The organism is Actinosynnema sp. NPDC023658, from assembly GCF_040639995.1.
Taxonomy (GTDB): Bacteria; Actinomycetota; Actinomycetes; order Mycobacteriales; family Pseudonocardiaceae; genus Actinosynnema.
Genome location: NZ_JBFAAX010000067.1, coordinates 1 through 21788, shown reverse-complemented (window position 1 = coordinate 21788; position 21788 = coordinate 1). Strand labels below are relative to the sequence as shown.

21 protein-coding genes are annotated in these 21788 nt (G+C 71.8%); 17 read left to right on the top strand and 4 right to left on the bottom strand.

What is annotated here, in order from left to right:
• From AB0G02_RS11370 to AB0G02_RS11330, 9 genes are all read left to right on the top strand, one after another.
• Positions 1 to 1067: beta-ketoacyl reductase (locus AB0G02_RS11370; protein ID WP_360792619.1), on the top strand; the 1067-nt coding region annotated here is incomplete at its 5' end.
• Between the two features lie 6 nt (positions 1068 to 1073).
• On the top strand, positions 1074 to 2297 hold the full coding sequence (locus AB0G02_RS11365) for a serine hydrolase domain-containing protein (protein ID WP_360792617.1): 1224 nt from the start codon (positions 1074 to 1076) through the stop codon (positions 2295 to 2297).
• A 61-nt stretch (positions 2298 to 2358) separates the two neighbouring features.
• Positions 2359 to 3267 (top strand): diiron oxygenase, encoded by a 909-nt coding sequence (locus AB0G02_RS11360; RefSeq protein ID WP_360792615.1) that lies wholly within the window; start codon positions 2359 to 2361, stop codon positions 3265 to 3267.
• A gap of 5 nt (positions 3268 to 3272) precedes the next feature.
• On the top strand, positions 3273 to 4103 hold the full coding sequence (locus tag AB0G02_RS11355) for a hypothetical protein (protein ID WP_360792613.1): 831 nt from the start codon (positions 3273 to 3275) through the stop codon (positions 4101 to 4103).
• A gap of 10 nt (positions 4104 to 4113) precedes the next feature.
• The gene (locus AB0G02_RS11350) at positions 4114 to 4503 is read left to right on the top strand and encodes a 4'-phosphopantetheinyl transferase superfamily protein (RefSeq protein WP_360792612.1); all 390 of its coding nucleotides are present in this window, start codon (positions 4114 to 4116) and stop codon (positions 4501 to 4503) included.
• Positions 4500 to 4745: a phosphopantetheine-binding protein gene (locus AB0G02_RS11345; protein ID WP_360792610.1), complete on the top strand. Its 246-nt coding sequence runs from the start codon at positions 4500 to 4502 to the stop codon at positions 4743 to 4745. The genes AB0G02_RS11350 and AB0G02_RS11345 overlap by 4 nt, the downstream gene beginning before the upstream one ends.
• Before the next feature lie 54 nt (positions 4746 to 4799).
• A complete protein-coding gene (locus tag AB0G02_RS11340; RefSeq protein WP_360792608.1) occupies positions 4800 to 5627 on the top strand; it encodes an SAM-dependent methyltransferase in 828 nt (275 codons plus the stop codon).
• 155 nt (positions 5628 to 5782) lie between these two features.
• Positions 5783 to 7093 carry an MFS transporter gene (locus AB0G02_RS11335; RefSeq protein WP_360792606.1) on the top strand — a complete coding sequence of 437 codons (1311 nt, stop codon included), beginning with the start codon at positions 5783 to 5785 and terminating at the stop codon, positions 7091 to 7093.
• Between the two features lie 43 nt (positions 7094 to 7136).
• On the top strand, positions 7137 to 7934 hold the full coding sequence (locus AB0G02_RS11330) for an alpha/beta hydrolase (protein WP_360792604.1): 798 nt from the start codon (positions 7137 to 7139) through the stop codon (positions 7932 to 7934).
• A gap of 71 nt (positions 7935 to 8005) precedes the next feature.
• Here the strand turns inward: AB0G02_RS11330 and AB0G02_RS11325 are convergent, their stop codons facing one another.
• From AB0G02_RS11325 to AB0G02_RS11310, 4 genes are all read right to left on the bottom strand, one after another.
• Entirely contained in the window at positions 8006 to 9154 is a 1149-nt protein-coding gene (locus tag AB0G02_RS11325) for a GyrI-like domain-containing protein (protein ID WP_360792602.1), read from the bottom strand.
• Positions 9155 to 9205: 51 nt separating this feature from the next.
• Positions 9206 to 9946 (bottom strand): thaumatin family protein, encoded by a 741-nt coding sequence (locus AB0G02_RS11320; RefSeq protein WP_360792600.1) that lies wholly within the window; start codon positions 9944 to 9946, stop codon positions 9206 to 9208.
• A gap of 19 nt (positions 9947 to 9965) precedes the next feature.
• Positions 9966 to 10775 carry a glycoside hydrolase family protein gene (locus AB0G02_RS11315; RefSeq protein WP_360792598.1) on the bottom strand — a complete coding sequence of 270 codons (810 nt, stop codon included), beginning with the start codon at positions 10773 to 10775 and terminating at the stop codon, positions 9966 to 9968.
• Positions 10776 to 10906: 131 nt separating this feature from the next.
• On the bottom strand, positions 10907 to 12211 hold the full coding sequence (locus AB0G02_RS11310; protein WP_360792596.1) for an MFS transporter: 1305 nt from the start codon (positions 12209 to 12211) through the stop codon (positions 10907 to 10909).
• A gap of 90 nt (positions 12212 to 12301) precedes the next feature.
• On the opposite strand from AB0G02_RS11310, the gene AB0G02_RS11305 reads away from it, so the two are divergent.
• From AB0G02_RS11305 to AB0G02_RS11270, 8 genes are all read left to right on the top strand, one after another.
• Positions 12302 to 13255: an AsnC family transcriptional regulator gene (locus AB0G02_RS11305; protein WP_360792594.1), complete on the top strand. Its 954-nt coding sequence runs from the start codon at positions 12302 to 12304 to the stop codon at positions 13253 to 13255.
• 108 nt (positions 13256 to 13363) lie between these two features.
• Positions 13364 to 15049, top strand: coding sequence for a glycoside hydrolase family 43 protein (locus tag AB0G02_RS11300; RefSeq protein WP_360792592.1), 1686 nt, complete (start codon positions 13364 to 13366; stop codon positions 15047 to 15049).
• A gap of 70 nt (positions 15050 to 15119) precedes the next feature.
• Positions 15120 to 15830 (top strand): NUDIX domain-containing protein, encoded by a 711-nt coding sequence (locus AB0G02_RS11295; RefSeq protein ID WP_360792590.1) that lies wholly within the window; start codon positions 15120 to 15122, stop codon positions 15828 to 15830.
• A gap of 108 nt (positions 15831 to 15938) precedes the next feature.
• Complete coding sequence (locus AB0G02_RS11290) at positions 15939 to 16448, top strand: NUDIX domain-containing protein (RefSeq protein ID WP_360792588.1); 510 nt, start codon at positions 15939 to 15941, stop codon at positions 16446 to 16448.
• A gap of 211 nt (positions 16449 to 16659) precedes the next feature.
• Positions 16660 to 17610: a 5'-methylthioadenosine/S-adenosylhomocysteine nucleosidase gene (locus AB0G02_RS11285; protein ID WP_360792586.1), complete on the top strand. Its 951-nt coding sequence runs from the start codon at positions 16660 to 16662 to the stop codon at positions 17608 to 17610.
• A gap of 17 nt (positions 17611 to 17627) precedes the next feature.
• Complete coding sequence (locus AB0G02_RS11280) at positions 17628 to 19793, top strand: hypothetical protein (protein WP_360792584.1); 2166 nt, start codon at positions 17628 to 17630, stop codon at positions 19791 to 19793.
• Positions 19794 to 19938: 145 nt separating this feature from the next.
• Positions 19939 to 21240 (top strand): APC family permease, encoded by a 1302-nt coding sequence (locus AB0G02_RS11275; protein ID WP_360792582.1) that lies wholly within the window; start codon positions 19939 to 19941, stop codon positions 21238 to 21240.
• A 94-nt stretch (positions 21241 to 21334) separates the two neighbouring features.
• Positions 21335 to 21481: a hypothetical protein gene (locus tag AB0G02_RS11270; protein WP_360792580.1), complete on the top strand. Its 147-nt coding sequence runs from the start codon at positions 21335 to 21337 to the stop codon at positions 21479 to 21481.
• Positions 21482 to 21788 lie beyond the last annotated feature (307 nt).

Genomic DNA, 21788 nt, shown 5'->3' with positions numbered 1-21788 from the left:
CCGCGGGCGCCCGCCTCGACCCGACCGGCTGGTACCTCGTCACCGGCGGCCTGTCCGGCATCGGCCTGGAGTGCGCGCACGCGTTGCTGGAGCTGGGCGCCAGGAAGCTGGTCCTGGGCGGTCGGAGGGCTCCCGCCCCGGAGCGGGTCGAGGAGCTGGAGCGGCTGCGGCAGGAGTACGACGCGGACATCCGGACCGAGCGGGTCGACGTCACCTCACGGGAGCAGGTCGACCGGCTGTTCGTCGAGTACTCCTCGGACGGCTCCGGCGTGCGCGGTGTCGTGCACGCCGCGGGCGTCATCGACGACGCGATCATCGACCGGACGGACTGGAGCCGGATGGCGCGCGTGCTCGGCCCGAAGGCGCAGGGCGCGTGGAACCTCCACCGCGGCGCCGCCGAGCACGCGCCCGACCTCGACGTCTTCGTGATGACGTCCTCCTACGGCGGTCTGTTCGGCAACCCCGGGCAGGCGGGCCACGCCTCGGCCAACACCTTCCTGGACGCGCTGGCGGGCCACCGCCGGGCGCTCGGGCTGGCCGGTCTGTCCCTGGACCTCGGGTCCTGGTCGGACGTCGGCGTGCTGGCCGGCAACGACGACTTCCTCCGCCGGCTGGAGGACCAGGGCGTCGGCACGATCTCCCGCGAGGAGGGACGGCCGGCCGTGCGGGCCGCGATCGAGGGCTGGTCGGCGGGACAGGTCGCCGTGCTGCCGACCCGCTGGCACGAGCTGGACCCCGACCACCACCTGGCGTCGAACCCCGTCCTCGCCGGCCTGACCCGCGCGTCCGGGCCGGCGGCCGCCGAGCCGACCTCGCCGGCCGCGACGACCCCGGCCGACATCATGGCGTGCTGCCAGGACGTGGTGGCCCGCGTGCTCGGGTACGACGTCGAGGAGCTGGGCGAGCTCGACCTGACGACGACGGGCATGGACTCGCTCAACGCGCTCACCATCAGGAACAAGCTCCAGCAACGCCTGTCGGTGCCGCTGCCGGCCTCGATCTGCTTCGACAAGCCCACGCTCGGCGAGCTGGCCGCCGACATCGAGAAGCGCCTGACGGAGGTGTGAGGCGACATGGGGACGACGGTCGGACCGCGGGCAGGTCGGGACTCCGCGCACTCGGAGCGGATCACCGGCACGTCGTCGGACGAGTTCCTCCCGCTGGTGGAGGAGTTCGACCGGATCCACGAGGAGGGGCACGACTCGAACGGCGAGCTGTGCGTCTACGTCGACGGCGAGGAACGGGTCTCCCTGCGCTCCCGGGGACGGGAGCCCGACCGGCTGCAGAACGTGCGCTCGGTCAGCAAGGCGCTGCTGTCGATCATCACGCACGCCCTGCACGAGCGCGGCGTGATCGACATCGACAGCCCCGTCGCGGAGGTGTGGCCGGAGTTCGCCGCCGCCGGCAAGGGTTCGATCACCCTGGCCACCTTCCTCAGCCACCAGGCGGGGTTGATCGGCGTCGACCGCCGGCTCTCCGTGGACGACGTGCTGGAGTGGGATCCGGCGGTCGAGGCGCTCGCCGCGCAACGCCCCTACTGGGAACCGGGGACCGACCACGGCTACCACGACCTGACCTTCGGCTGGGGCGTGGGCGAGTACCTGCGCCGGGCGACCGGGAAGACGGTCGACGAGCTGTTCCGGGAGGAGTTCCGGGAGCCGCTGGGCGTCGACGTCCGCATCGGCATCGACGCGACGGACTTCGCCCGGGTCGAGCCGTTCCAGGAGGCGGGCCCGGCGGGCAGCGGCACGGCCGCCGACATCATCCACCTGCTCGGCGACAAGTCCTCGTTGCTCAGCAGGTCCCAGATGAACCCGAACCTGCTGAACGCGGAGAAGTCGCTGCGCTACCTGAGCGCGGAGGTGCCCGGCTGCAACGCCGTCTCCACCGCGCGGTCCCTGGCCAGGGTGTTCGCCGCGACCCTCGGACCGGTCGACGGGGTGCGCTTCTGGAACGCCGAGACCCTGCAGCGCGCCACCCGGCTGCAACGGCGCGGGACCGATCGCGTGTTCGCGCGGGAGCGGGCCTACTCGCTCGGCTTCATGCTGCCCGACCCCAACCTCACCCAGGCCGGGGTGGACGTGGCGTCGTTCGGCCACTACGGGCAGGACTGCGCACTGGTCTTCGCCGTCCCCGAGGACGGCCTCGTCTTCGCCTACACGTCCACCCGGCTGAACAACCGGCTCGACCAGTACGCGCCGACGGACGAACGATCGGCCCGACTCGGCCGGACCGCGGTGGAGTCGGTGCGCCGGCTCCGCCGACCCGTCGAACCCCTGACGGGCGGTCGGGCCTGACCCGCGCCGGGAGCAACCGAAGTCCGAGCACGTCATGTCACGAATGGAGGGATTGTCCGCGATGACGAGCGCGCTCATCGACAACAGCCAACGGCTCCGGGAGATCCTGGACCGGCTGAGCTCGATGTCGATCGAGGACTACTACAACCCGTACCAGATGTTCGAGTGGCCGGACGCGCTGCCGCAACAGATGTGGTGGATGAGCCCGGAGCTCACCACCACCCACGGCACCGACATCGCCGTGGAACTGAGCCAGGAGCAGCTCTTCCGGCTGTCCAAGTTCGAGAGCGTGAACTTCTACAGCCTCAACGTGCACGGCATCCGCGAGCTGCTCATCGAGGTCACCAGGCGCATCCACACCGACGAGTTCGCCACCCCGTCGGAGTTCTTCCACCACTTCATCGGTGAGGAGAACGAGCACATGTGGTTCTTCGCCCAGTTCTGCCTGCGGTACGGCGGGAAGATCTACAAGCAGCCCCGGGGCGGTGCGGAGACCATCCCGCCGAGCAACGCGGCCAGCCTGCTGGTCTTCGCGCGCATCCTCATCTTCGAGGAGCTGGTGGACCACTTCAACTCCCGGATGGCGGCCGACGAACGGCTCGACGACACCATCCGGCAGATCAACCGCATCCACCACCAGGACGAGTCGCGGCACATCGCGTTCGGCCGGGAGCTGGTGCGGATCCTGTTCGAGGGCTTCCGCGGCGAGGCCACGACCGAGGAGCTGGACCAGGTCAGCGACTACCTCAAGCGGTACATGACCTACAGCTTCGAGTCGCTGTTCAACCCGCAGGTCTACCGGGACGCCGGCATCCCGAACCCGCTGGAGGTCCGGCGTCGGCTGCTCACCGGGCCGCGCCGGCCGGAGTTCGAGGCGCAGGTGTTCCGCAAGACGCTGTCGTTCCTCACGAAGAACGGCCTCCTGCGGGACGGCGCCGCCTCCGACGACGCGCCGGCGGGCGCGCGGTGACCGAGGTGGGCAGCAGCCGGATCACCGGCGGCCTGGCCATCCTCGGCCCCGAGGAGACCGCGCTGCTGCGGCTGCTGGACGACACGTTCGCCCGGTGGGCGACCGACGCGGGCGCGGGCGAGATCTCCGCGCCGCCGGTCTACCCGGTGGACGAGCTGGCGAACCTGGACCTCTACGTGAACTTCCCGCACCTCGCCCTCGTCGCCGGCGGCCTGGAGGCACCCACCCCCGGTCCGTCCGAGGGCCGGTTCCCGCCGGAGCGGGTGGTCGGGCCGCACCTCGGGCTGCCCACCGCGACCTGCTTCGCCGCCTACCTGCTGCACCAGGACCGGCAGGTGCCGCGGGACACGCTGGTGACGCTGGTGAACCGCTGCTTCCGCAACGAGAGCCGGTTCGACGGCCTGCGCCGGCTGCTCAGCTTCCAGATGCGGGAGATCGTCGCGATCGGGTCGTTCGAGCACACGCAGACCGTGATCGGCCGGTTCCGGCAGCGCATCGAGGAGTTCCTCGGGCGGCTGTCCCTCGACGTCACCGTGGAGGCCGCGAGCGACCCGTTCTTCCAAGCCGACGGCGCACGCGCGCTGCTCCAGCGGGTGCAACCGGTGAAGTACGAGTTCCAGGTGGACGACCTCGCCATCGCGTCGGTCAACACGCACCGGAACTTCTTCGGCGAGCGGTGCCGGATCACCGTCGAGCCGGACGGCTCCACGGCGTTCACCGGCTGCGTCGCCTTCGGGCTGGAGCGGTGGCTGGCCGTCCTGGTCGACCGCCACGGCAGCGCCGGGCAGGCCCGCGCGGTGGTGGAGCAGGCACTCCGTGAACCCCACTTCGTCTAGCGCGCCGCGGGTGGGGGTGGACATCGTGCTGCTCTCCCGCGCCGAGGAACTCGTCCAGCCCGACCTCCGGCCGGTGCTCACCCGCATGCTCCTGCCGGAGGAGATCGAGTCCTGCACCCGACAGGGCTGCCTGGACCCCAGCGCCGTGGCCGGGGTCCTGGCGGTCAAGGAGGCGGTCTTCAAGCTGTTCCACGAACGCGACCGGCCGGTGCCGTGGCGCTCCATGCGGGTGGAGGGCGGAGCCGGCAGGTGGCCGGTGGTGCACCTCCGCGGCACCGCGGCGCGGTTGGCCGAGGCCGCCCGACTGAGCTCCGAGATATCGGTCAGCCTCGCCCACGACGGCGCGTACGCCGTGGCGGTCGCGGCGGCCGCGCACACAGGAGAAAGGCGTCATCCGTGACCGAGCGAGCGACAACGCGCATCGACGTCATCAAGGACTGGGTCCTCGCCAAGAACGAGGGCCGGACCGACGTCGCCCCCGACGAGGACCTGATCGAGAACCGACTGGTCGACTCGCTCTCCTTCGTCGAGTTCGTCTTCCTGATCGAGGAGACGAGCGGCGTGGAGATCGACCTGGACTCCCTGGACATCAACGACGTCCGCACGCTGGACACCATCGAGAAGCGTTTCCTGTCCCACTGAGCCGGTTCGGTGCGCGCGAGCCGCGGACCGTCGCGAGCAAAGGAAGACATCTGCGTGGACGACATCTCCTACACCGCCCAGTGGACCGCGGCCGCCCGTGCGCTGGAGGGCGAGCGCGCGGACGGCCTGTTCCGCGACGACCTCGCCCGGCACCTGGCCGAACCGCGCGGGTTCGAGCTGCTGGACCGGTACCGGGGCGCCGGCGTGACCGACTTCATCGCCGTGCGCACCCGGTACATCGACGACGCCCTCACCGGGATCCTCGGGGAGACCGACATCCGGCAGGTCGTGCTGCTGGCCAACGGCATGGACGCGCGCACGCACCGCCTCGACTGGCCGGACGGCGCCACCGTCTACGAGGTCGACCACGGCGCGCTGCTGGCCGAGAAGCGAGCGCGCCTGGCCGCGCTGGCGGTCGGGCCGAGGGTGCGGACGGTGCCCGTCGAGGCCGACCTGGCGGGGGACTGGCTGGGCCTGCTGAAGTCGGCCGGGTTCGACCCGGGCCGGCGCACCCTGTGGGTCGCCGAGGGGCTGCTCTTCTTCCTCACCGAGGAGCAGGTCGAGCGGCTGCTCGACACGGTGGCCGGCGCCTGCCCACCGGACAGCAGGTTGGTCGTGGACATGACCAGCGCGACCACGCTGCGCCACCCGATGACCCAGCCGTTCCTGCGGTCGCTGCGGGACGACGGGACGCCGTGGCAGTTCGGCACCGACGACCCGGAGGGGTTCCTGGAGCGCTGCGGCTGGTCGGTGCGCGACCTCAAGCAGCCGGGGGAACCCGGTGCGGGGGAGAGCCGCTGGCCGTACGCCGTCGCACCGCGGAAGGCCCGCGGGGTGCCGCGGAACTGGCTGATCAGCGCCGTCGCGGCGGCGCGCGGATGACGTCGTGGCGTGCGCGACCCGGAGAGGGACAATGGTTCCGCCCATTCTGGACGAAGCGGTATCGGACGCCCATTCATCGCTCTCCGACATCCGATCGGCCATCCCGCGCCGCGTATGTCGACGCACGCCACCGCACGTGATCGGCACGCGTCCGAGTGACGCGAGCACGAGCCCGCACTGCCATACTGGGGACGGGGTGTCGAACACCGGAAAATGCCGTCATCTGGCTTGGAGGTCGCATCGGGGTGGCTGAGAACGACAAGACCGCAGTCGAGCAGCCCTGGCGTGCGCGCACTGCGATTCTGGCACTCGGGGCATTCGTGGTCGGAACCGACGGATTCATCATCGTCGGCCTTCTCCCGGAAATAAACCGGACGTTGCAGGTCAGTACCGCGGCGGCCGGTCAATTGGTGAGCCTGTTCTCCATCGCGTACGCGCTGTTCGGTCCGGTCCTCGCCGCGCTCACGGGCAGGTGGCCCCGCCGGCGGGTCCTGGTGACCGGCGTCGCGCTGCTCGCGGTGGGCAACGCCGTGACCGCCTCGGCGCAGGTCTACTGGCTGGTCCTGACGTCCCGCGTGCTCGCCGGCGCGGGCGCGGCGCTGTTCATCGCGAGCGCCGTGGCCACGGCCGCGCACCTCGCGGGCGACCAGCGGCGCGGGCGTGCCATCGCCATGGTGACCGCCGGCGCGACGCTGTCGCTGGTGCTGGGCGCACCGCTGGGCACGCTCATCGGCGGGACGTGGGGCTGGCAGACGGCCATCTGGTTCGTCGCCGGGGTCGCCGCCGTCGTCGCGGTCGTCATCGCGGTCCTGCTGCCGCCCGTGCGGCTCGACCAGGGCGCGTCGCTGCGGCAGCGCATCGCGCCGCTGACCGACCGGCGGGTCCTGCGGGTCCTGGTCGTCACGCTGCTGGCGTTCATCGGCATCTTCCTGCCGTTCACCTACATGAGCGCGGTCTTCGCGTCGGCCATCGGCGGCGAGCAGGCCCGGCTCGCGCTCCTGCTGCTGGTCTTCGGGATCGCCGCCACGGCGGGGAACCTGGCGGCCGGCTCCCTGGCCGACCGCTACGACCCGCGGCGCGTCGTCATCGGCGCGACCACCGGCGTCGCCGCGGTGTTCCTGCTCATGCTCCCGATCCGGGAGACGTTCGTCCTGGTGGCGGTCGCCACGGCGCTCAGCGGTGTCGTGTCGTACTCCGTCATCGGGCCGCAGCAGCACCGCATCATCGCCTACGCGGCTCCCGGTGGCGCGTCGCTCGTGACGTCGCTGAACACCTCCGCCGCGTACCTGGCCAACTTCCTGTCCAGCGTCCTCGGAGCCGTCGTCCTCACCGCCGCCGGCTCCGCGGTCCCCCTGCTGCCCATCGCCGCGGCGTTCGCCGCGGTCGCGGCGTTCCTCACCTGGTGGCTGTCACGCGGCGGAGAGGTCGTCGACCAGGCCGGGAAGCAGTCCGCCGCCGCCAAGTGACACCCGTCCGACGGGCACCTCCGACAGAACGGGATGGAAACGGATGTTGAGTACGAAGGAGCGCAGCGTCGACGTCGCCGGGATCCCGGTGGGCTACTACGTGGAGGGCGACGGCCAGGGGCCGGAGCTCGTGCTCATCCACGGCGGCACCGGCCACCCTGAGACGAGCTTCGCGAGCCTGCTCGACCACTTCACACCGCGCCGGACCGCGATCGTGCCCGGCTACTCGGGCAGCCACCTCACCCCGCTCCCCGACGGCGAGGTGGACGTGGACATGCTGGCCGACCAGGTGCTGGGGGTGGTGAAGGCCGCCGCGCGCGGCCCGGTGGACCTCTTCGGCATCTCCACCGGCGCCGTCGTGGCCGCCGCGGCCGCCGGCAAGGAGCCGGACCTGATCCGCCGCGTGGTGGTGCTGGGCGGGTTCGTCCACTACCGCCAGCCGTGGCAGCGCCTGCTGGTGCGGACGTGGCTGCGCCTGGCCGAACTGGACGGGAACGCCTTCGCCGAGTACACGCTCCTGCACGTGCTCTCGGACGAGTACCTGGATTCGATGAGCGCGGGCGATCGACTCCGGTTGCGCGCCGGGCTCATGCCGTCCGAGGGAATGGTCAAGCTGATCGAGCTGGTGAGCCGGGTCGACATCAGCGAGCACGTGCGGAACATCAAAGCGCCCACGCTCGTCGTCGGGATGAAGCACGACCAGTTGGTCCCCGTGCGCTACGCGAAGCAGTTCCACGAAGCGATTCCGGGCAGCGAGTACGTCGAGATCGATTCCGGCCACGCGGCGGCGATCGAGAAACCGGCCGAACTGCTGAAGATAGTCGAAGAATTCCTCGCCTAGCGCCGCGGGCCTCGCCGGGGAGGTCGCAAGGGGATCTCCCCGGCATTTTCCAACTCGACCGGAATCGTCGACTACACGGGCCTGACGGGTTGCCGAAGGACGGTCCGGAGTTTTTCCGGCGCGGTCCGGCGGGCGTCGCTGAGGTAGACCTCGTGGTGGTCGCCGTTGAACGTGAGGCCGTTCGCGGGCAGGTACTCGTGGTGCAGGCGCTCCAACGTGGGCGCCTCGTCGTCGTAGGAACCGACGTGCAGGATCTGGACGGACCTGCCCTCGGTGAGGGTGAGCGATCGGAGGAGGCCGAGCGCCGGCAGGTCCTTCTTCCCCGCCACCCGCTCGACCACGGCGGCGATCAGGTCCTCGGTGACCCAGTCGGGCCGGTTGATCATCATGGTCCACGCCCACTCGTCCTTGCGGCGCGCGGTGAAGGTGCTCGGGTCGTCCGCTCGCCACAGCCCCTCCAGCGGGCCGACGACGTGGTCCCGGCCCAGCTCCTTCCTCGCGGCGAACTTCAGCGCGTACGCCACCGAGTACAGCGCCTCGACCGCGTCGCGGTACGCGGTGGAGGTGTTCGGGTCACCCCGACCGTCCACCGCGAGGTAGTGCAGTTCCGGCACGTCGACGACCGTGAACCGGTCCGACGGCGGCGAGTAGAGCGCCTTGTGGGCCTTCTTGACGTCGTACTTGTCCACCGGGTGCTCCTCCGTGAAAGCGCGCAGCGCGGTACCGGTCCAGCCGATGTCCGCGGTGAGCATGGCCTCGCTGTGGTCGAAGATGGCGTCAGCCGCCGCGGGCAGGGGTCCTTGGTCGGCTCGAGCCGCCCGGACCTCCGCGAGCGTGGCCCGCAGCGCGTCCAGCCGGCGGGCCAGGCCGGTCGCCACCTCCGCGTCCGGCAGGGCGGGGCTGTTGGCCAGGCCGATCAGCACGCGCGCCCGCACCGGTGACACCTCCTCCAACGCGTCCCGCGTGGCGGCGAGGCACTGGTCGCGTCCCGACTCGGTGACGCGGAAGGTGGCTCGCGACTTCCCGGACGGCGGTGGGCCGGTCTGCTCGACCAGGCCGCGCTTGGCCAGCTTGTCGAGCACGTAGTAGATCGACGAGAAGCCGAGCGCCGTCCAGGCCCGCACCCCGCGTTCCTCGATGACCCGTTCCAGGTCGTACCCGTGGCGGGGTTGTTCGAGCAGCAGCCCGAGCACCGTCAACTCGCCGTCCGTCAGCGCCATGCCGCCTATTCTAGTACTGGAATAGGCGGCACGGGCGCGGAGGGTGCCGGATCAGGCCACCGGGTGGAACGTGACGGTGAAGCCGGTGCACTGGCGGCACTGCCGGACGACCTGGTTGCCCGGCTCGGTGTCCTGCCGGGACCACGCGTAGGCCTTCGGGCAGCGGGACGACAGGGCGTTGCTGTAGGCGGTCCGGGCGTCGCGGTTCGGGTTGGTGCACAGCATCGGCCTGCCGTCGGCCCACCGGGTCAGGTTCTCCGGCGGGCAGTACGGCAGCAGGTCCTCCGGGCAGCCGACGGCGGTGCACTCGGTGGAACCCGGCGGCGTCACCCCGTCGCGCGCCTCGATGGTGATCGGCAGCGAGAAGGCGTTGACGTAGCTGACGTTGTACCAGGGCGCGAGCCAGTCGTTGCGGTCGAAGTTGAACTCCGCCAGGCTCGCGGGCTGCTCGCCGGTGGTGCAGCGGTCCGCCAGCGGGCCGCAGTCACCGACCCGGCAGCGGAACGTGCTGCCGGACGTGCCGGTGCAGTCCTGGCGGGCGAAGAACTTGCCGCGCCAGTGGTTCGGCGTGCTCGACTCCGGGATGGTGATGGTGGCCGACTGGCCGTTCTGCAGGGTGGGCAGGCCGGTCAGGGCGCGGGAGCCGTCGGCGTTGACGGTGCTGCCGATCCACACCGGCCGACCGGAACGGTTGACGAACGTGACCGTGTGGTCGGCGGCGGCGGAGACGGGTGGGCTCACCGCGGTGAGGGCGGCGACGACGGTGATCACCGCGGACAGGAACTTGCGCATCGCTCCTCCTCCAGGACGATCAAGGGACGGACCGGTAGGCCACGCCGGTGGCGTTGGGCGTGGCGCCGTCGTACAGGCCGGTCGGGGTGGTGCGCGTCGACAGCGAGAACCACGCGAACCGCTCCACGTACGACAGGCCGTTCAGCATCGCGGTGGAGCGGCGCACGAAGTCCGACTGCTGCGCCTGGTCCGGGTACCTCGGCTGGGAGCCGGTGAAGTCGATCAGGCCGTACTCGGTCAGCCAGATCGGCTTGTGGTAGCGGTTGTACACGGCCTGGACGTAGCTCTGGAGGTGCCCGGTGGCGGCGGTGGAGAAGTCGCTGCCGTACCAGTGCAGCGGGATGAAGTCGACGCGGTAGCCGCGCGCGGCGGCCCCGCTCATGAACCGGTCGAGCCAACCGCTCGCGCGGTCGCCGCCGAACGCGACGGCGGGTGCGCCGAGCCGCATCCCGGTGGCCTGGAGCCGCGGCCAGAGGGAGAGCGCCTGCTCGACCGACATGGCCGCCTGACCAGCCAGGTCCGGCTCGTTGAAGGCGAGCAGGGTGGTGCCCAGCGACCGGGCCCGGGCGAGCTGCGCGTCGTCCACCGCGCCCGCGCCCCAGATCATCGGCACGAACTCGACGCCGGCGGGGGTGGTGACACCCTGGGTGTCGGACGCCCAGGTGTAGTACCAACCGGCCCGCACGTCGACGAGGGCGGTGGCGACACCGGGGTGGTTGTTGACGCTCACGCCCTTCTTCGTGGCGGCGCCCGCGGCGGGGGTGGTGAACACGCCGAGGGCGGTGACCACCGCCAGCGCGAGGGCGAGAGGTCGTCGTGGGACTCGCATGCGCCTTGTTCCTCCCTGATCGTCGAGATCCGACGGGGACCACGTGCGCGGCGACGGACGTGAGAGCGCTCCCATCAGGGTGGGACGTGGTCTGGACCGCTGTCAATCGTCCGCTCGGGCCACACCGTCGATCAGGGCGCGGTCGTCGGCTCACGGGTGGCCCGCCACTGCCGGAACGCGGCCGCGCCCGTCGCGGCCAGCAGCACGACCGCGACCCACGAGGCGTCGCGGACGCCCGAGCCGAAGTAGACCGTGCCCATCACCGCGACGCCCAGCGTGCCGCCGAACTGCTGCACCGCGTTGATCAGCCCGGCCGCCGACCCGGACTCGTGCGGACGGACCATCGACAGGGCGTGGGTGAAGAAGGCGGTCGTGAACAGGCCCGCCCCCACCCCGCACAGGGCCAGCCCGACGAGCAGGTGCCACATCGTGCCGACGACACCGACGGCCAGCACCGCCAGGCCCGCGAACATCAGCCCCGGGCCGCGGCGCTGGAGGAGCCGACCCGCCGCCACCGACGACAGCGCCAGCCCGGACGACCAGGGCAGCAGGGCGAGCCCGGAGGCGAGGACGCCCTCGTGCAGGTCCAGCTGGAGGTGCAGGACCACGACCGGCAGCAGGCCGGTCGTGGCGGCGAAGAAGAGGCAGACGGCCACCAGCGCGGGCGGGAAGCCGGGGGTGGCGAACAGGCTCAGCTCGACCAGGGGAACCGCGGCCCGGCGCTGCCGCCACCCGAAGACGACCAGGACCACCAGCCCGGCCACCAGCTCGACCCACGCGCTCGCCCGCCACTCGATCAACGGGTGGACCAGCAGCACACCGCCGACCACCACGAGGAGCGTGCCCACGACGTCCAGGCGCGTGGGGTGGCGGTCGTCCGGCAGCCAGTGGGAGGTGAGCAGCACGGCGATCCCTAGCGGGACGTTGACCAGGAAGACCAGCCGCCAGTCCACCTGGCTGAGCAGGCCGCCGAGCACCGGCCCGGACACCGCGGCCAGCCCCATCACCGGACCGATCGCGCCCAGCGCCCTCGGGCGCTCGTCCTCGTCGAACATCGCCCGGATCAGGCCGATGGTCTGCGGGACGACCAGCGCCGACGCCGCTCCCTGGACCACCCTGGCGACGATCAGCACGTCCGCCGAGGTGGCCAGGGCGCACGCCGCGGACGCGAGCACGAAACCGGCCACGCCCCACCGGAAGACGCGCTTGCGCCCGAAGATGTCGCCCAACCGGCCACCCGTGATCAGCAGCACGGCGAAGGGGAGCGTGTAGGCGGCGCTGAACCACTGGACGTCCGACTCGGGGCCCGGCAGGTCGGCGTGCACGCGTGGCGCGGCGACCTGGACGATCGTCGCGTCGAGCAGGTTCATGGCCTCGGCGGTGAGCAGGGTGGCGAGCGCCGGCCAACGGTGGCGGTGACGGGTGTCGATGAGCACGTCGTCGATGGTGTGCTCCGCCGCCCGACGCGTTCCACTTCCGGGGGCGGGATGAACGAATCTTCCACTTCCGGGGTCAGAATGCACGACATGGATCACGTCGACCGCGCTCTGGTGCACGCGTTGCAGATCGACGGACGGGCGTCGTTCGCCCGCATCGGCACCGTGCTGGGCGTGTCGACGCAGACGATCGCCCGCCGGTACCGCAGGTTGCGGGCCGACGCGTCGTTGCGGGTGCTCGGGCTGGTCGACCCGACGCGCAACGGGCAGGCGCAGTGGCTGACGCGCCTGGTCGCCGGTCCGCACGCCGCCCAGGGGATCGCCCGCGCGCTGGCCCGGCGGTCGGACACGTCGTGGGTGAAGCTCGCGTCCGGCGGCACGGAGATCGTCGCCATCGTCACCACGCCCGTCGAGGGCGACGCGCACTCCCTGCTGCTGCACGACATCCCGCGCACGGCGGGCATCACGGCGGTGTCGGCGCACTACCTGCTGCACATGTACCGCGGTGGGCCGACGGCGTGGCGCGGTCGGGCGAACGTCCTCACGCCGGACCAGCAGCAGGCGCTGACGACGGAGGTGGAGCCGACGACGGCCGCCGTCACCCCGGACGACGCCGAGCTGCTGGCCGCCCTGCGCCGGGACGGCCGGACGAGCCTCGCGGACCTCGCCGCCGCTACCGGGTGGTCGCCGGCGACGGTCGCGCGGCGGATCGGCGCGTTGCACGGCAGCGGTGCGCTGTTCTTCGACGTGGAGGTGGACGTGGCCCGGTTCGGCGGCGCGACCCAGGCGCTGCTGTGGATGTCCGTCGCGCCCGCCCACCTCGACCGGGTCGCCCGCGACCTGGCGCGGCACGAGGAGCTGGCCTACGTCGCCGCCACGACCGGGCGGACCAACCTGGTCGCCCAGGCGCTCTGCCCGGACCCGGCGGCGCTGCACAACTACCTGACCCGGCGGCTCGGGTCGTTGGACGCGATCCGGGCCGTGGAAACCGCCCCGGTGCTGCGGATCGTGAAGGCGGCCGCCCCTCCCGCGTCGAGGACCTGACGCCGCCGCGCCGAACGCGCCGCCGCAAGATCACCCCGCGGTCCCCACCCGCCGGGGGACATCTTCGCCGCGCAGCGGGGCGTCCCGTGCGGCGGCAAGATGGGAGCCATGCGACGCAACGCCCTGCTCGTCGCCGCGTTCGCGGCCCTGCTCCTCCTGCCGGTCACGATCACCGCCACCGCCACCGCCGACCCTGCCGGGGCGACCGCCCCCGCCCGGACGACCGACGCGACCTTCCACAACGACGCCACCACCCCCGGTGCCGACCCGTTCGTGCTGTTCGACCGCCCCAGCGGCTACTACTACGCCTACTCCACGGAGGGCGCCGACCCCGGCTACCACTTCGCCGTCTACCGCTCACCCGACCTGGCCACCTGGGAGCACCTGCCCGGTGGCGCGCTGCGGGCCGGGCAGGACGGCGACTGGGCGCACGACTGGTTCTGGGCGCCGGAGGTCTACCACAACGCCGACACCGGCCTGTACTTCCTGTTCTACGCGGCCAGGATGAACCGCGGCGTGGCCGAGCACTTCCGGTACGCGGACTTCGAGGAGCCGTGCAAGGTCGGCGTCGCCGTGTCGCGCTCGCCGGCCGGGCCGTTCCACGACATCGCGGAGGCGCCGCTGGACTACTTCCCCTACGACCCCGCCTACCACGACGTCAACCTGATCATGGACGCCGAGCAGAAGAAGCCGCCCGCCACGCTGGAGGAGGGCCGGACCGCGCCGCTGGGCACCTACATCCCGTACATCGACCCGAACGTCTTCTTCGACGCCGACGGGCGGATCTACCTGTACTTCTCGCGCAACGCCTACCGGAACTGGGTGTGGGACACCGACCTGGGCAAGTACGTCGAGGAGTCCAACATCTACGCCGTCGAGCTGACCGGTGACTGGTGGCGCGACCCGACCGGCCGGACCATGCCGGCCATCGCCCCCGCGTACCGCGACAGCAACCGCACGCCGGACGACGCGCCCGGTGTCCGCAAGGACGGTTACGTGCCGATCGTCTCCTACGGCGCGGACAAGCAGCAGTGGGAGAACGCGCACGTCGACGACCACGCGAAGTCGGGCGGTGCCAAGAAGGACCGCCGGTGGGCGGAGGGCTCGACCACGATCAGGACGGTCGACGCGCAGGGCAACCCCCGCTACTACCTGACCTACTCGGCCAACAACTACGAGAACGAGTTCTACGGCGTCGGCTACGCGACCGCCACCGGTCCGCTCGGCCCGTGGCGCAAGAGCCCGTCGAACCCGGTGCTGTCCCAGGACCCGGCGCAGGGCCTGTACTCGACCGGGCACGGCGGCGTCATCGGCTCACCGGACGGCAGGCAGCTCTACTACGTCCACCACGCGAGGCCGTCCACCACGTCCCCGCGGGCGCTGTACACCTCCCGGCTGCACCTCGACGGCGGCCTGTCCATCGACGCGTCCACAGGGGACGAACCGCTGCCGTCCGGCGTGGGCCCGCTGAGGATCCGCACGGACGACCGGGTGCTCCACCCGCGTCCCGGCGGCACCGCCACCACGACGGTCCACGTGACGAGCGCGCGCGGAGCCGGGTTCACCCTCGCCAACCCGCAGAACCGGGTGCGCGCGGACCTCTCACCCACCGACGCGGGCACCGTCACCGTCCGGGGCGACCAGGTGACCGTCACCCCGACCGGCCACGGCCCGGCCCGCCTGACCATCACCTACCAACGCCACCGGGCCGACGGCACCTACCGCGACGCCGCCAACACCGGCCCGCACCGCAGCACCCCCGTCCGAATCACCATCCCGGTGATCCGCGGCTGAACGCGACGCGGTGGCGCGGGGGCGGTCGGTCCGGTTTCCTGTCGAGTCGACAAGAAGCTAGGCTGCTCCCGTGTCACCGCAGCGCCGCGCACGGCAGACGGTCACCGTCACCGCCGACCTCGTCATCCTGACCATCCGGGACCACCGGCTCCACGTCCTGCTGGTCGAGCGGGCGAACGAGCCGTTCGCCGGGATGCCCGCCCTGCCCGGCGGGTTCCTGCGCGGTCGGGAGAGCCTGGACGAGACGGCAGCCCGCGAGCTGGCCGAGGAGACCGGGGTGGACTCGGCCGGGTTGCACCTGCAGCAGGTCGGCGTCTACTCCCACCCCGACCGCGACCCCCGCGACCCCCGGGTCATCACGTGCGCCTACCTGGCCATCGCGCCCGACCTGCCGCGCCCGACCGCCGGGTCCGACGCCCGCGCGGCGCGCTGGGTGCCGGTGGACGAGGCGGAGGGGACGCGGCTCGCGTTCGACCACGACGACATCCTGCGCGACGCGCTCGAACTGGCCCGCGACGAGCTCCAGTTCACCACCGTCGCGACGGCGTTCTGCGCCGAGGAGTTCACCGTTGCCGAGCTGCGCGCGGTGTACGAGGCGGTCTGGGGCGTGGAGCTCGACGCGCCCAACTTCCACCGCAAGGTCGTCTCCGCGGACGGCTTCGTCGTCGCCACGGGGGACAAGCGCCCGACGATGGGCGGCCGGCCGGCGGCGCTCTACCGGGCCGGGGACGCGACGCGGCTGTCACCGCCGATGATGCGGTCGCGCCAGTCCGGTGCATGACCGGCACTGCGGCCAACTGGTTGATGTCAGTGTGACAATTGGCTTCACTGAAGGATGATCGACCGTCTCAGGGTTGCTGTCAGTCTGACAATAACCTAGTGTGGCGGCATGACCGACAACGAGGACGGCCGGCGGGGCGCGTGCGACCTCGCCGTGGACGTGGTGCTCTTCGCGGAACCGGGCGGTGTGCTCTCGGTGCTCGCGATCGAACGGGACAAGCAGCCGTTCCGCGCCTGCCTGGCCTTACCGGGCGGCTTCGTGGAGGCGGGTGAGGCGCCGCGCGTCGCCGCCGCGCGGGAACTGGCCGAGGAGACCGGGGTCGAGGTGGCCCCGACCGGGCTGGCCGAGGTGGGCAGCTACGGCACGCCGGGCCGCGACCCGCGCGGGAACGTGGTCAGCATCGCCTACCGCGGTTACGCCGAGAGGGCGCCCCGCGCCGTGGCCGCGAGCGACGCCCGTGCCGCGCGGTGGATCTCCCTGCACGAGTTCCTCGACCCCGCGGCGGGCGTGGCGTTCGACCACCGCGACATCGTCGGTGACGCGCTGGCGGCGTGGCTGGGCGAAGGCCGGGTGCCGGGGGAGGGCGGCACGCCCGGAACGGGATTTCCGCAGTTCTAGGGTTTTGTTTGTAGAAAATATTCGCAATTTGACGACGTCCGGCCGCATGGACTAACGTCCCGCTGCGCCGCATCGGCGTGTCTTCTTTCACTTGGCGTGCGTATTCCCGGTGTGCCTTCGCGCGCTCGCACAGCCGGCGAGACCTGCGGTTTCGCCATGTCCGTCACTTCTTCCAATATAACCGTCACACGGACCGCGATGGAGTGGACCGATGATCGTGATATTGACCGCGCTTCACTTGGAATACGACGCGGTGCTCGCCCACCTGACCGACTTGAGCACCCGGCGTCACGGTGCCGGCACGTTGTTCGAAGTGGGTGTGCTCGCCCGACAGCCGAGCTGCCGGATCGCCGTCGCGGCGACCGGCATGGGCAACCTGACGGCGGCGACGCTCACCGAGCGCGCCGCGGTCGAGTTCGCCCCGACCGCCATGGTGTTCGTCGGCATCGCGGGCGCGCTGCGCGACCGCCTCACCCTCGGTGACGTCGTGGTGGGCACCCGCGTGTACGCCTACCACGGTGGGCTGAGCAGGGACGAGGAGTTCCGCAGCCGGCCCCGCGCGTGGGACATCGCCCACGCGATCGAGCAGGTGGCGGGCCGGATCTCCCGCGACGACCGGTGGTTCCGGGCCCTGCCCGACCACGGGGGCGCGGACGCCCCGGCCGTCCACTTCGGACCGATCGCCGCCGGCGACGTCCTGCTCGACTCGCGCACCTCCGACCCGGCTCGACACCTGCAGCACCACTACAACGACGCCGTGGCCGTCGAGATGGAGAGCGCCGGGTTCGCCCTGGCCGGCCACCTCAACAACGGCATCCCGACCGCGACGATCCGGGCGATCAGCGACCACGCGGACGGCGGCAAGTACGAGGCGGACGGCTCCGGCTCCCAGCAGCTCGCGGCCCGCAACGCCGCCGCGTTCGCCGTGGCCGTCGCCGCGATGCTCGACGCGCACGACCCCGGACCGCGTGACACCGGTTCCCGTGACGCCGCTTCAGGTGACGCCGGTTCGGGTGACCGGTCCTCGCCGGGGGAGGCGGCCGGAGCGATGCCGACGATGGTCAACCACAACACGGCCCGCGACAACGCCCGGGTCGGCCGGCAGGTCGGTTTCAGCTTCGGCGCGGACGCGTCCCCGTTCCGCAACGGGGACCACCGGTGAACCCGACACCTCCGCCGATGGGCGCCGCGTTCCCCAACATGGTGAACAACAACGTCGCCGCCGACAACTCCTCCGTGCGCACGCAGGTCGGCTACGACCTGCGCGGCTCGACGTTGCACACCAACAACAACACCTACCACGTCAACCAGGGCGACCCGCCGGAGCGGCGCTTCGAGGTCGCGCTCAACCACCTCCGGGGCGGCGTGCCGCGCGAGGCCGAGAAGCTGTTGCGCAGGCTGGTGCTGGACGGTCACGCGACGAGCCGGATGGTGTACTACTACGCCCTGTCCGTGGTGAGCGAGCGCTCGCTGAACGAGCTCGACGCGACGGTGATCGAGAACTTCGGCATCGCGCTCCACGCCGCGTCGTCCTTCCCGTCCGTCGACCGGTGGCGGGCGGCGTTGGAGGTGGTGCGCGAGCTGATGTCGTGCGTCTGGAGCCAGGCGATGGTGGGCCAGCTCGACACCGGCTCGCTCCAGCAGGTCCTCAACCGCCTCGGCGCGCTGCCGGGCGACTTGCAGAAGGAGATCTTCCGGCACCTCGGCGCGGTCCTCGGCGGCGCGCTGCAGGACCACCTCGACGCCCTCGACGCCCAGCGGGTGATCTTCGAGCGCCTGCAACCGGATCGGGCCGGACGGGCCTGGAAGTTCTTCGAGCCCGAGCCCGCGCAACCCCGCCACCTGCTGTACTCGCCGCCCACCGTCCTGCCGATGACGTGGGCCAAGCTGCTCGGCGGCGCGGCACTGGCGGTGATCGGGGTGATCAGCCTGTTCGACGCCCCGTCGGTGGGTCGTGCCGTCATCCCGCTGCTGATCGCGATCGCCGGCGGGTACCTGGCCCTGAGCTTCGGCGTGCAACGCGCCGCGCAGACCGCCCGGCTGGTCCGCAAGGAGGCCGAGCACGGCTTCCCCTACCTGCCCGCGCCGATCACCTCGCCCGGTCACTGGGTGAGCACGGACTTCGTGCGGGCCGTCGACGGGCAGGTGGAGGCGTGGTTCCGGGAGGCTTGGCCGCACGTGGCGGGCGACTGGCTCGGCGCGACCGCGGGCCTGCGGGAGCACCTCAAGGCCAGGCTGGTCACCGCGTACGGCAACGCCCAGGTCATCCCGCCCGCGTTGAACTGGCTGATCCGGTGGCACGCCGACCGGGCCGCGAGCCGGTGGCGTTCGGGGACCTTCTTCGCCTACCGCGACGAGCTGCGACCGAAGGCGACCACCGCGGCGGTGTGCCGCACGGGCGTGGCGCTGGTGGTGGTCGGCCTGCTCGTGGCCGCCGGTCAGGGCTTCGTCGGCGCCGCGCTGGCGCTGGGCCTCGGCGCGTTACTGGGCATCCAGGGCGGTATCGCGGTGCTGTCCGCGCGTCGCGTGCACGCCGACCTGGTGGCGGAGGAGGCGCGGCTGTCGGAGCAGGAGGTGCAGGCCTACTCGGCGTGGGTGCAGGTGCTCGCGGACCGGCCCGAGGACGAGGAGATGGCGACCTGGCTCGACCTGGACAAGTCCTACCTCAAGACGGTGGCGCTGGAGCGGACCGGCCTGACCAACCGCGACCTGATCGACCACGTCGTGATGACCCAGGGTGCCCCGAACGCGTTCCGGGCCCGCGTGCCGCACGGTCCCGTCCGCTACTCCGAGTACATCGTGCTGATCTTCCTGCTCACCACCAGCGGAGTGCGGGAGATCGAGGTCGACCTGGACTTCCTCGACGGCACGGTCCGCGACGAGCGGCGCACGTCGTTCCGGTACGAGGCCCTGGCGTCGGCCAAGGTGGCGGAGGCGGGCACGCGCGTCGCGAACGACCGGCGGCACGTCCTGCAGGTGAACGAGCAGCCCCAGCCGCTCGACGTCGGCCGGCTGCGCAGCAGGCAGTTCGCGCTGACCCTCAACAGCGGCGAGGTCATCACGGCGGTCGTGGAGAACTTCCACGGCCTGGTCGACCCCGCGCTGGAGGACCCCGCCGCGCTGCTCCAGCTCGCGATGGACACCTCCGGCGTCACCTCGGCGCTGCGCACGCTCGAAGCCATCGCCGCCGAGGGGCGCGACTGGATCGCCCTGGAGCAGGAGCGGCGCAAGCAGCGGCTGCGCGACTGGTCCGAGCGCAACGGCGGTCAGGGCATCAACGGCGGTCAGGGCATCAACGGCGGTCAGGGCATCACCGGCGGCGGGTTCGCCGCGCTGGAGGACTGACCTGGGAGCAGCCCGTCGGATCCGGACGTGCGGAGGGGAGACGTCCGGGTCCGGCGGGCCCTTCCCGGTGGTGTGGTGTGACGGATTCCTCCACGCGGTCGGGCGGCTCCTGCTTCGACGGGCGTCGCCCGGGGTACTGGACGGCATGGTCACCTCGCTGAACCGGGCCGTGAGCACGCCCCTGCTGTACTTCTTCATCCTGGGCGACATCCTCGGTGCGGGTGTGTACGTGCTGGTCGGTTCGGTCGCGGCGGAGTCCGGCGGCGCGGTGTGGCTGCCGCTGCTGACCGCCCTCGTGCTCGCCGCGCTCACCGCCGGCTCCTACGCGGAGCTGGCCACGAAGTACCCGAAGGCGGGTGGATCGGCCCACTACGCCACCAAGGCGTTCGGCGCGGCGGCCGGCTCGCTGGTCGGGTTCTGCATGCTGGCCGCGGGCGTCGTGTCGGTGGGCGCGTTGGCGCGGGCGTTCGCCGGGGACTACCTGCGCGCGTTGGTGACGTTGCCGACCATCGCGGTCGTGGTGGTGTTCCTGGCCGCGTTGGCGTTGCTCAACATCCGCGGCATCAAGGAGTCCTTGGGCGCGAACGTGGTGGCGACGCTCATCGAGCTGGGCGGCCTGCTGCTGATCATCGGCCTGGGCGCCTCGGTGGTGCTGCGCGGTGACGCCGACTTCGGCCGGCTCGCGGAGGTCGGCACCGAGGAGCGGGGCGTGATCACCGCCACGCTGGCGGGCACCGTGCTGGCCTACTACTCGTTCGTCGGCTTCGAGACGTCGGTGAACCTGGCCGAGGAGGTCAAGGAGCCGCGTCGGTCCTACCCGCGGGCGTTGTTCGGGGCCCTGTTCACGGCCGGGGTCGTGTACCTGCTGATCGGCGTGGTGACGAGCGCCACCGTGCCGACCGACCAGCTGGCCTCGTCGAGCGGGCCGCTGCTGGAGGTGGTGCGCCTCGCGGGCGGTGTGCCGGAGTGGCTGTTCGGCCTGGTCGCGCTCGTGGCGGTGGCCAACGGCGCGCTGCTCACCGGCATCATGTCGTCCCGGCTGGCCTACGGCATGGCGCGCGACGGCCTGCTGCCGCCCGTGCTGGCCCGCGTGCTGCCCGGCCGCCGCACGCCGTGGGTGGCGGTGCTCGTGACGTCGGCGGTGTCCCTGGTCCTCGCGCTGACCGGCGAGGTCGCCTCGCTGGCCGAGACGCTGGTGCTGTTGCTGCTGGTGGTCTTCACGGCGGTCAACGCCGCGGTGCTCGTGCTGCGCCGCGACGAGGGTGAGGCCGATCACTTCCGCGTTCCCGTCGTCGTCCCGTGGTTGGGCCTGGCTTCGTGCCTGCTGTTGTTCACCCGGATCGACGGCTCGGTATGGTTGAGGGGCCTGGTCCTGATCGGCCTCGGTGTCCTGCTCGCCGTCGTGAACGCGGTGCGCACGCGGCGTACCCGGCCGGGTGAGCGTTGACCTCCGGGTGATTCACCTCATCGTTTGACCAGTGCCGCCTTCGGTAACCACTAGAGGGCGTGTTTGTTTTTACTTGGAGGTACCTGTGCACGAGATGAACACCGGTAGGGCTGTCGCCAACCCCCGTCGGACGAGGCTGGGCGCGGACTGGATCGCGCGGTCCGCCGGTGTGGCCGACCGGCCGCAGCCGGTCTCCACGCCGACGCCCGGTGACGGCGAAGGCGAGCGCTCACTGGGGTGAGCCCGGTCGCGCGGCGAGAGCCGTGCGCCCGCTGGGGTTGAGCGGTGACGGCGCGACGGGGGCGCGCGTCCGCTGGGATCTCGCGTGACGCCCCTCGGGGTCGCACGTTCGCTGGGGCTGAGCGGGGTGGCGCGGCGAGAACGCACGCGCTCCGGTGAGCCGGTCGCGCCGCCGCAGCTTCCCGCTCGTTCGTTCGAAAGAGGCCGATCGCGCGTCGGGGGCGCACGCTCGGTCGGCTGAGCGCCGACGGCTCCGGCCTGCCGAAGGACGAGCACCTGGTGCCCGGTCGCGGCACGCAGCCGTGCGC